10 protein-coding genes are annotated in these 9,607 nt (G+C 49.9%); 7 read left to right on the top strand and 3 right to left on the bottom strand.

All coding sequences use genetic code 11. The features are described from left to right. Both C7B16_RS25885 and C7B16_RS23180 read left to right on the top strand, forming a co-directional pair. Window positions 1-569: RHS repeat-associated core domain-containing protein (locus C7B16_RS25885; protein WP_107180224.1), on the top strand; the 569-nt coding region annotated here is incomplete at its 5' end. Further along, on the top strand, window positions 563-976 hold the full coding sequence (locus C7B16_RS23180; protein ID WP_016262914.1) for a hypothetical protein: 414 nt from the start codon (window positions 563-565) through the stop codon (window positions 974-976). The genes C7B16_RS25885 and C7B16_RS23180, both read left to right, overlap by 7 nt. A gap of 238 nt (window positions 977-1,214) precedes the next feature. Here the strand turns inward: C7B16_RS23180 and yafV are convergent, their stop codons facing one another. Then, window positions 1,215-1,985 carry a 2-oxoglutaramate amidase gene (gene yafV / locus C7B16_RS23170; RefSeq protein WP_107180223.1) on the bottom strand — a complete coding sequence of 257 codons (771 nt, stop codon included), beginning with the start codon at window positions 1,983-1,985 and terminating at the stop codon, window positions 1,215-1,217. Window positions 1,986-2,165: 180 nt separating this feature from the next. On the opposite strand from yafV, the gene ivy reads away from it, so the two are divergent. Continuing rightward, the gene (gene ivy, locus C7B16_RS23165; protein WP_016248344.1) at window positions 2,166-2,612 is read left to right on the top strand and encodes an Ivy family C-type lysozyme inhibitor; all 447 of its coding nucleotides are present in this window, start codon (window positions 2,166-2,168) and stop codon (window positions 2,610-2,612) included. A 42-nt stretch (window positions 2,613-2,654) separates the two neighbouring features. Here ivy and fadE read toward each other — a convergent pair whose 3' ends face one another. Beyond that, entirely contained in the window at window positions 2,655-5,099 is a 2,445-nt protein-coding gene (gene fadE, locus C7B16_RS23160; RefSeq protein WP_016262915.1) for an acyl-CoA dehydrogenase FadE, read from the bottom strand. Between the two features lie 239 nt (window positions 5,100-5,338). Here fadE and lpcA point away from each other — a divergent pair, with 239 nt between their 5' ends. After that, window positions 5,339-5,917 carry a D-sedoheptulose 7-phosphate isomerase gene (gene lpcA / locus C7B16_RS23155; protein WP_000284053.1) on the top strand — a complete coding sequence of 193 codons (579 nt, stop codon included), beginning with the start codon at window positions 5,339-5,341 and terminating at the stop codon, window positions 5,915-5,917. 202 nt (window positions 5,918-6,119) lie between these two features. Further along, entirely contained in the window at window positions 6,120-6,887 is a 768-nt protein-coding gene (locus tag C7B16_RS23150; RefSeq protein WP_107180222.1) for a class II glutamine amidotransferase, read from the top strand. Here C7B16_RS23150 and dpaA read toward each other — a convergent pair. Further along, on the bottom strand, window positions 6,858-7,598 hold the full coding sequence (gene dpaA / locus C7B16_RS23145; RefSeq protein WP_001225687.1) for a peptidoglycan meso-diaminopimelic acid protein amidase: 741 nt from the start codon (window positions 7,596-7,598) through the stop codon (window positions 6,858-6,860). The two genes, C7B16_RS23150 and dpaA, sit on opposite strands and share 30 nt — an antisense overlap. A gap of 312 nt (window positions 7,599-7,910) precedes the next feature. Here dpaA and C7B16_RS23140 point away from each other — a divergent pair, with 312 nt between their 5' ends. Together C7B16_RS23140 and rayT are read left to right on the top strand one after the other, a co-directional pair. After that, complete coding sequence (locus C7B16_RS23140; protein ID WP_123057431.1) at window positions 7,911-8,663, top strand: C40 family peptidase; 753 nt, start codon at window positions 7,911-7,913, stop codon at window positions 8,661-8,663. Between the two features lie 175 nt (window positions 8,664-8,838). After that, window positions 8,839-9,336, top strand: a complete 498-nt coding sequence (gene rayT / locus C7B16_RS23135; protein ID WP_016248347.1) for an REP-associated tyrosine transposase RayT — start codon at window positions 8,839-8,841, stop codon at window positions 9,334-9,336. The last annotated feature ends 271 nt before the right edge of the window (window positions 9,337-9,607 follow it).

The following is a 9,607-nucleotide window of genomic DNA, read 5'->3' as shown; positions in this document are numbered from 1 at the left end:
AAAACCGGGGCGACATCAGCAACAGCGGGGCGTACTTTGAACAGCCGCTGCGACTGCCGGGGCAGTACTTTGACGAAGAAACGGGGCTGCATTACAATCTGTTCAGATATTATGCGCCGGAGTGCGGAAGGTTTATCAGCCAGGACCCGATAGGGCTGGCGGGTGGGTTAAATTTATATGCCTATGCGCCTAATCCTCTGTTATGGATAGATCCACTTGGATTAAGTGGTAGTGGTCTTGTAAATGGCGTACCTCAAAATCCTGGAATAGTTCGCCGTTTTATGTCAAAAGCTGAATATAAAGATTTCCTTAAAAATGGTTTTGTATTTGATCCAACAGATCCTCGAGGAGGAATAAGCGTCACCTCTGTTAAAGTTGATCCTAAAAACCCTGATGCGATAAAAAGAAGCACTGGGGCTTTAGGTGCTGATTATTATGTTGATATTGATACCACAAAGAAAAATGTTGAATTAAAAGGAAAAACGAAAGGTGGTGTAATGGACTGGAAAATTAAAGATAATGTCGATCCAACAGATATAGTAAATCGAGGGAAAGTCAAGAAATGTTAAGCGATACCTTAAAACAGTTCAGTGACATATATAACCAATTATGGCATGACATAAGAAGTTATAATGGAAAGCAAAATGACTTTAACCAGTTCTTATCTCCTGAAGATATTTCAATATTGGAGTTTTTAGTAACTAATAAAATATTTCAATTAAAAGCATTCGAAATTCTTTTACACGTTGCTCCAGATAATGCACTTAATTTATTAAAAAGACGCTATCTTTCCCTTGATCTTTCTAATAACGCTAAAGATCATGTGGCAGATCTTGAAGTTATGCTATCTGATATAAAGGAAATTCTCGGTAAAGATAAACTTGAAGACATATTAAGTTGGTCAGGTTTTTTATTAGCTAACAAAAAGAATCAGAGGGTAATAGATGCTATAGATTTTGCTCAGGGCAATGATTGAAACAAAAAATGCCGGAAGATTAATGATTTTCCGGCTTTTTATTATTTAACTCTCGTTCAGCACACTAAACATCCCGTCCCGCATCCCCTTAACCACCTGTTTAACCTGATAAATTTCCTTCCTCAGTTCCTGTACTTCGTCGCTTTCAGCGATCAGGCTTAGGCATCCCTCCGAGATCTTCACGGTAAGGTTCGTGCCGATCTCAACTCCCGCTTCTCTCACCTATCTGGCGCTGATTTCACCACAACCTGAACTCATCCACATCCTGCCATGCCGGGAATTTTTCGCGATACTCCCGTAACGCCACCATCGAAAGTTCAGCGTCTATACGCGTAGCCTGATGTGGTTCGGCGGTGGCGATAATCTCGCCTTGCGGATTAATCACCCGGCTGTCGCCGCGATAGTGGCAGCCGTTGCCATCGCTGCCGACGCGATTACATCCCGCGACATACGCCTGATTCTCAATCGCGCGGGCCGTCAGCAATGCTTGCCAGTGCAAAGAGCGCGGGGCAGGCCAGTTGGCAACGTAGATTGCGAGGTCATAATCATTGAGATTGCGCGACCACACCGGAAAGCGCAGGTCGTAGCACACCAGCGGCAAAATACGCCAGCCGCGCCATTGCACAATCACTCGCTCATTGCCTGCTTTATAATGCAGATGTTCATCCGCCATCCGGAACAGATGACGTTTATCATAAAAATGCACCGTGCCGCCTGGCTCTACCAGCAAAAATCGATTAACCGAACCAGCGTCCGTTTGCAATGCAACACTGCCTGCAATCAGCGCATTGCACTGTTGCGCTTTAGCGGTCATCCAGTTCACAACATCATCTTGCGCTAGCGATGAAACCGCAGCTTCCATGGCAAAGCCGCTGGTAAACATCTCCGGTAGAACGATCACATCGCGCCCGGTAATACCTTCCAGTTGACGATCAAAATGGCGCAGGTTGGCAGGACCATCCATCCACACCAACGGTTGCTGCAAAAGCGTAATCTTCAAACCAGGCACGGTGTACAACTCCTTTATTTGAGGGATTTTATAACTTTAACACTTTATCGGGTTATTACCTTACTGCGGTAGAGATTGATAACAAATGCTGATATTGGAAATATCTTATTTGCAAATTACTGTGTTATAGCCAATCTTTAGGGCGTTAATAACATGGGCAGGATAAGCTCGGGAGGAATGATGTTTAAGGCAATAACGACAGTCGCCGCTTTGGTCATCGCCACCAGTGCAATGGCGCAGGATGATTTAACCATTAGCAGCCTGGCAAAGGGTGAAGCCACCAAAGCAGCGTTTAATCAGATGGTGGAAGGGCATAAGTTGCCCGCCTGGGTGATAAAAGGCGGTACTTATACCCCCGCGCAAACAGTGACGTTGGGAGATGAGACGTATCAGGTGATGAGTGCGTGCAAACCGCATGACTGCGGCTCGCAACGTATTGCGGTGATGTGGTCCGAGAAATCTAATCAGATGACGGGGTTGTTCTCGACCATTGATGAGAAAACGTCACAAGAGAAACTCACCTGGCTGAATGTGAACGATGCGCTTTCGATTGATGGTAAAACGGTGCTGTTCGCCGCGTTGACCGGCAGCCTGGAAAACCATCCGGATGGTTTTAATTTTAAATAATCAGCGGATAAAGAAACGGAGCCTTTCGGCTCCGTTATTCAATTACGCAGCTTCAACTTTCCGCACTTTCTCCGGCAACTTTACCGGCTTCGTCGCCAGCTCTTCCGGATCAAAGTCATCAACGTTAATACTGCGCAGACGGCTCTCTTCTGCTTTTACCAGAATAGCGGCTTCATCTTTATCAATCAGCCCCTTCGCCAGCGCGTTGTGCGCCAGTTCATCCAGACGGGTAAACGGCAGGTTTTTACCCAGCTCTTTACAGATCCGCTGATGAATCGGGTCGGCGGCAATCACATCCACCAGTGCCTCTTCCAGTAAACCAACCGGATTATGCTCGCTCGGCGTCAGGTACTGACCGCGGCCAATGCGTGAACGGGTGGCGTTTGGCACTTGTAAAATCTTCGCCACTTTATGATCCAGCTTGTCAGAAGGTGCCAGATAATGACGTCCGGTCGGGAAGATAACCACATTCAGCAGCCCGGCAACCACGCGGTTCGGGAAGTTTTGCAGTAAATCATCCATCGCCTGTTCAGCCTGATACAGCGCATCCTGTACGCCCCAGTGCACCAGCGGCAGGTCGGCTTCATTGCGGCCTTCATCGTCATAACGCTTCAGAACGGCAGAGGCGAGGTAAAGCTGACTTAAAATATCCCCCAGACGTGCCGAGATACGTTCACGACGTTTCAGGCTGCCGCCCAGTACCGCCATCGAGACATCAGAAAGCAGGGCGAGGTTGGCGCTCAGGCGGTTCAGGTGCTGATAATAACGTTTAGTCGCATCGCCGGTTGGCGTGCTGCTGGTTAAACCGCGCGTCAAACCAAGCCAGAAGCTGCGAACTTTGTTGCTACCGACGTGACCGATATGTTTGAACAGCAACTTATCAAATGCGTTAACGTCATTATTTTTCGCCGCTTCCATCTCTTCCAGCACATACGGATGGCAACGAATCGCTCCCTGACCGAAGATCATCATGCTGCGGGTCAGAATGTTGGCACCTTCAACGGTGATGGCGATCGGCGCGCCCTGGTAAGCTCGTGCCAGGAAGTTGCTCTGCCCGAGCATAATGCCTTTACCGCCGGTGATATCCATCGCATCAATAATCGACTGCTGCCCGCGATGGGTACAGTGATACTTAACGATAGCCGACAGCACGGCGGGTTTTTCACCGAGCATAATGCCGTAGGTAATCAGCGATGCCGCAGCATCCATTACGTAGGCGTTCCCGGCAATACGCGCCAGCGGCTCTTCAATCCCTTCCATCTTACCGATAGAGATTTTGAACTGACGACGAATGTGAGCATACGCACCGGTTGCCAGAGCCACCGACTTCACGCCGCCGGTTGAGTTGGAAGGCAGGGTGATGCCACGGCCCACCGAGAGACACTCCACCAGCATCCGCCAGCCTTGCCCGGCCATTTTCGGGCCGCCGATAATGTAATCGATCGGTACGAAAACATCTTTGCCGCGTGTCGGTCCGTTCTGAAATGGCACGTTCAGCGGGAAGTGGCGACGACCAATTTCCACGCCCGGCGTGGTGGTTGGGATTAGTGCACAGGTAATACCTAAATCTTCATCACCGCCGAGCAGTTTTTCTGGATCAGAGAGCTTAAACGCCAGTCCGAGCACGGTCGCAATCGGTGCCAGCGTAATGTAGCGTTTGTTCCAGGTCAGACGCATTCCCAGCACCTGCTGACCCTGCCATTCCCCCATGCAGACAATCCCGGTATCTGGAATCGCACCCGCATCGGAACCCGCTTCCGGGCTGGTCAGTGCAAAGCAAGGGATCTCCTGACCACGCGCCAGACGTGGCAGATAGTGATTTTTCTGCTCGTCAGTACCGTAATGTTGCAGCAGTTCGCCCGGACCTAATGAGTTCGGCACGCCGACGGTAATCGCCAGGATCCCGCTCACGCCAGAGAGCTTTTGCAGCACGCGAGACTGGGCATAAGCCGAGAACTCCAGCCCGCCGTACTCTTTTTTGATGATCATCGCAAAGAAACGATGCTCTTTCAGATATGCCCACAGCTCCGGCGGCAGATCCGCCAGCTCATGCGTAATCTGGAAATCATTTGCCATCCGGCAGGCTTCTTCTACCGGACCGTCGATAAACGCTTGCTCTTCAGCAGTCAGGCGTGGTTGTGGATAGTTATGCAGCTTTTTCCAGTCCGGTTTGCCCTGGAACAAGTCACCTTCCCACCAAGTGGTGCCTGCATCAATCGCTTCTTTCTCGGTGCGCGACATCGGCGGCATCACCTTACGGAAACCACGAAACACCGGCGCAGAAATCATCGATTTACGCATAGGCGCAAAGTTAAACGGCACGAGGATAATGGCCAGAGGCACCAGTACCCACGCCGACCACAGACCTGCGACGCCGAGGGCGGCTGTCCAGGCGAGCAAAAGCAGACTGCTGAAAAATAAGCTCACGCGGTGATAAAACAACGCGCCGAGCAGGACAACCGTAGCGAGAATACTCAAAATCATCATAACGAAAAGCCCCTTACTTGTAGGAGGTCTGACCACTTGTGATGATATGGTTGTAGTAGATGTAAAAATATTTAGCAATGTATTTACAATATAATTACAACAAAGCTCACATTGTTGCTGTTTTTATCCCCACTTCAGGTCAAAAAGTCCTGGCCATTGCGCTGCCCTGGACTTCTCGCTTCTGGCGGTATCCGGTACACTGCATTTTGTCTATTTAATTTATGCTGAAGGATATCCTCATGTACCAGGATCTTATTCGTAACGAACTGAACGAAGCGGCGGAAACGCTGGCTAACTTTTTAAAAGATGACGCCAATATTCACGCCATTCAGCGCGCGGCGGTCCTGTTAGCAGACAGCTTTAAAGCCGGTGGTAAGGTGCTTTCCTGCGGCAACGGCGGCTCCCATTGCGATGCTATGCACTTTGCAGAAGAGTTGACCGGTCGTTACCGTGAAAACCGTCCGGGCTATCCGGCGATTGCCATTTCTGATGTCAGCCACATCACCTGCGTCGGTAACGATTTTGGATTTAACGATATTTTCTCCCGCTACGTTGAAGCGGTAGGTCGCGAAGGTGACGTGCTGCTGGGGATCTCCACTTCCGGTAACTCTGCAAACGTGATCAAAGCGATCGCGGCGGCGCGTGAGAAGGGGATGAAAGTGATCACCCTGACCGGTAAAGACGGCGGCAAAATGGCTGGCACAGCGGATATTGAAATTCGCGTTCCGCACTTTGGCTATGCCGACCGTATTCAGGAAATTCACATTAAAGTGATCCATATTCTGATCCAGTTAATCGAAAAAGAGATGGCTAAGTAAGTCTGGCGTAGGCCGGATAAGGCGTTTACGCCGCATCCGGCATTTGTGCGCTGATGCCTGATGCGACGCTGACGCGTCTTATCATGCCTACAAATCTGTACCCGAACTGTAGGCCGGATAAAACGTTTACGCCGCGTCCGGCCAGAAAATCCTTAAACCAATCTTCGCCGGGGGCATCCCCCTGCTGTTGTGGAGGTTACCGATGTGCGAACTGCTCGGGATGAGCGCCAACGTCCCAACCGATATCTGCTTTAGTTTCACTGGGCTTGTGCAGCGCGGTGGTGGAACCGGGCCGCATAAAGATGGCTGGGGGATCACTTTTTACGAAGGCAAAGGTTGTCGCACATTTAAAGATCCACAACCCAGCTTTAATTCCCCCATCGCCAAACTGGTTCAGGACTATCCGATAAAATCCTGCTCGGTAATCGCTCATATTCGCCAGGCGAATCGGGGCGAGGTGGCGCTGGAAAACACTCACCCGTTTACCCGTGAACTGTGGGGACGCAACTGGACGTATGCGCATAATGGGCAACTGACGGGCTATAAATCACTGGAAACCGGCAACTTTCGCCCGGTGGGCGAAACCGACAGCGAAAAAGCCTTCTGCTGGTTGTTGTATAAATTGACGCAGCGTTATCCGCGCACACCGGGCAACATGGTGGCGGTATTTAAATATATCGCCTCACTGGCGGATGAACTGCGGCAGAAGGGCGTCTTCAACATGCTGCTTTCGGACGGACGTTACGTGATGGCGTATTGTTCAACCAATCTGCACTGGATCACCCGCCGCGCGCCGTTTGGCGTGGCAACGTTGCTGGATCAGGATGTGGAAATCGACTTCAGCTCGCAGACCACACCGAATGATGTGGTCACGGTGATTGCAACTCAGCCGCTGACGGGCAATGAAACCTGGCAAAAGATTATGCCAGGCGAATGGAGCTTATTTTGCCTCGGGGAGCGTGTAGTTTGATGCCAGTTGTGGTTGCACCACTTCGTGGCTCAACGGCTTGCTGACCACGTAACGGCCATTGACGACAGAAACCGTCGGTGGCTTACGAGTCTGTTCAAAGTAGTCGTAGCCCGGCTTCAGTTGTTCCCAGAAGTCCTTAAAGTTGGAATACTTATGGCGCTTCATATTGGCGTCGGTCATGCGGAAAGGATAAATGCTCACCTGCACACTCGGCTGACCAAACACCAGTGCGCCAGTAACGAACTGGAAAATCTCATCAATACCCTGATTGGTCATCGCGTAGCAACCGATAGAAACACAATCGCCGTGAATCATCAGGTATTTCCCTTCGTAACCATGCGCGCGGTCATAGGCGTTGGGGAAACCAATATTAATTGCTTTGTAGTAACGGCTGTCTGGTTTTAATTGATTACGCTGAACGCTATAAAACCCTTCCGGACTTTTGAAATCGCCCTGACGCTGTTTGGGGCCTAACCCGCCGGAATATTTACAAATTTTGTAGCTGTCGAGTAATTGATATTGCTCGCCCATTTTGACGTAGAGATCGAGCGTGCGCTCTTCCTTGAAGATTTGGATGTAGACAGGGGAGCCCATCAACTGCTGCTTATACTCTTTGCTCACTGGCGTGGTGGAACTACCGCTGCCCAGCAAACTGGCAAACGAAACGCACGGGATCAACAACATCGCAAGAATTAATGCGATTTTACGCATACTGCTTATTCCTTGATAAAACGGTTACACACGCCAGGGCGGCAAAATAGATCCCAAATCGGAATAGTCTGGATTTGGAAGGCTCACATTAGCACCAAAAGAGTTTTACGCAAGCCTGTCGGTGCTGGGTTTACAAATTTATCATAAGGGGCGATTTTCAAAAGTCCGAAAAGCGGCTGTATAGCGGATTTATTACTTATTTCCTAAGGTTATGAAACTGCAATAGTAATATGCAAATAAGCGATTAATAATCCTATTTACCCACCCGCTCCTTTAAAATTATCACCTTCATTCAGCCAGTTTATATCCTTCATGTATTCGTTCTCTCATGGCAGATTTCTGCGCCTGGGCGTGTTTTTTTTGTCCCTTTGGCTTCCTATATTTGCCAACGCCACTCCCGCATCACACACCTCCTTCAGTTACGCCGCCCGCCAGCGGATGCAAAACCGTGCGCGATTGCTAAAGCGATACCACGCGCATCTGAAAAAACAGGCCAGCTACATTGTAGAAGGGAACGCACAAAGCAGAAGGGCGCTGCGCCAGCACAACCGCGAGCAGATAAAACAGCATCCAGAATGGTTTCCTGCGCCGCTCAAGTCGAGTGACAGACGCTGGCAGGCGTTGGCAGAAAACAACCATTTCTTAAGCAGCGACCACCTGCACAATATCACCGAAGTGGCGATCCACCGCCTGGAGCAACAGCTTGGTAAGCCTTACGTCTGGGGCGGCACGCGGCCTGATAAAGGCTTCGACTGCAGCGGGTTGGTTTTTTATGCCTACAACAAAATTCTCGAGGCGAAGCTCCCGCGCACGGCCAATGAGATGTATCACTACCATCGGGCAACGATTGTGGCGAATAACGACCTGCGCCGGGGAGATTTGCTGTTTTTCCATATCCACAGCCGCGAGATAGCCGATCATATGGGCGTGTATCTGGGCGATGGGCAATTTATCGAGTCGCCACGTACCGGCGAAACCATTCGGATAAGCCGGTTAGCTGAACCTTTCTGGCAGGACCATTTTTTAGGTGCTCGGCGGATTTTGACGGAAGAGACGATTTTGTAGGACGGATAAGGCGTTTACGCCGCATCCGGCAATTGTGCTCCGATGCCTGATGCGACGCTGGCGCGTCTTATCATGCCTACAAATCTGTGCATTTTTGCGAGCCGCTTTCCCGATATAACATAACCTCATTGTCGACTTTTCCTTTTCTTCTTACCGTTGAGAAAAAGGAGTCGCTATGTCTGAATATCGTCGTTATTACATCAAGGGGGGAACCTGGTTTTTCACGGTAAATTTACGGAATCGTCGAAGCCAGCTTTTGACCACCCAGTATCAGATGCTCCGTAACGCCATTGTTAAAGTTAAGCGAGCCAGACCTTTTGAAATTAACGCCTGGGTAGTTTTGCCGGAGCATATGCACTGTATCTGGACATTACCCGAGAGCGATGATGATTTTTCTTCTCGCTGGCGGGAGATTAAAAAGCAATTCACCCATGCTTGTGGATTGCAAAATATCTGGCAACCGCGTTTTTGGGAGCACGCCATCCGCAATACCAAAGACTATCGCCATCATGTTGATTATATTTATATAAATCCAGTAAAACATGGCTGGGTAAAGCAAGTAAGTGATTGGCCATTCTCAACGTTTCATCGCGATGTCACGAAAGGGTTATATCCCATCGATTGGGCGGGAGACGTAATGGATTTTAGTGCCGGGGAGCGTATCATTTTGTAATTGTGCGCTGGTGCCGGATGCGCTTATGCTTATCCGGCCTACAAATCGTGCTTTAACCGTAGGCCGGATAAGGCGTTCACGCCGCATCCGGCAATATGCACCGATGCCGGATGCGCTTATGCTTATCCGACCTACAAATCGTGTTTTAACCGTAGGCCGGATAAGGCGTTCACGCCGCATCCGGCAATATGCACCGATGCCGGATGCGCTTACGCTTATCCGGCCTACAAATTTGTGCCTTAACCGTAGGCCGGATAAGGCGTTCACGCCG

It is taken from the genome of Escherichia sp. 20412-1 (assembly GCF_003027595.1).
GTDB classification, from domain to species: domain Bacteria; phylum Pseudomonadota; class Gammaproteobacteria; order Enterobacterales; family Enterobacteriaceae; genus Escherichia; species Escherichia marmotae.
Note: the sequence above shows the minus strand (reverse complement) of the source record. Positions and strands in the feature narration are given on the sequence as shown.

Excerpts from the sequence above, each read along its gene's own strand:
- C7B16_RS23180 (WP_016262914.1), top strand. The coding sequence starts at position 563 with ATGTTAAGCGATACCTTAAAACAGTTCAGTGACATATATAACCAATTA.
- ivy (WP_016248344.1), top strand. The coding sequence starts at position 2,166 with ATGTTTAAGGCAATAACGACAGTCGCCGCTTTGGTCATCGCCACCAGT.
- fadE (WP_016262915.1), bottom strand. The coding sequence starts at position 5,099 with ATGATGATTTTGAGTATTCTCGCTACGGTTGTCCTGCTCGGCGCGTTG.
- lpcA (WP_000284053.1), top strand. The coding sequence starts at position 5,339 with ATGTACCAGGATCTTATTCGTAACGAACTGAACGAAGCGGCGGAAACG.
- C7B16_RS23150 (WP_107180222.1), top strand. The coding sequence starts at position 6,120 with ATGTGCGAACTGCTCGGGATGAGCGCCAACGTCCCAACCGATATCTGC.
- dpaA (WP_001225687.1), bottom strand. The coding sequence starts at position 7,598 with ATGCGTAAAATCGCATTAATTCTTGCGATGTTGTTGATCCCGTGCGTT.
- C7B16_RS23140 (WP_123057431.1), top strand. The coding sequence starts at position 7,911 with ATGTATTCGTTCTCTCATGGCAGATTTCTGCGCCTGGGCGTGTTTTTT.
- rayT (WP_016248347.1), top strand. The coding sequence starts at position 8,839 with ATGTCTGAATATCGTCGTTATTACATCAAGGGGGGAACCTGGTTTTTC.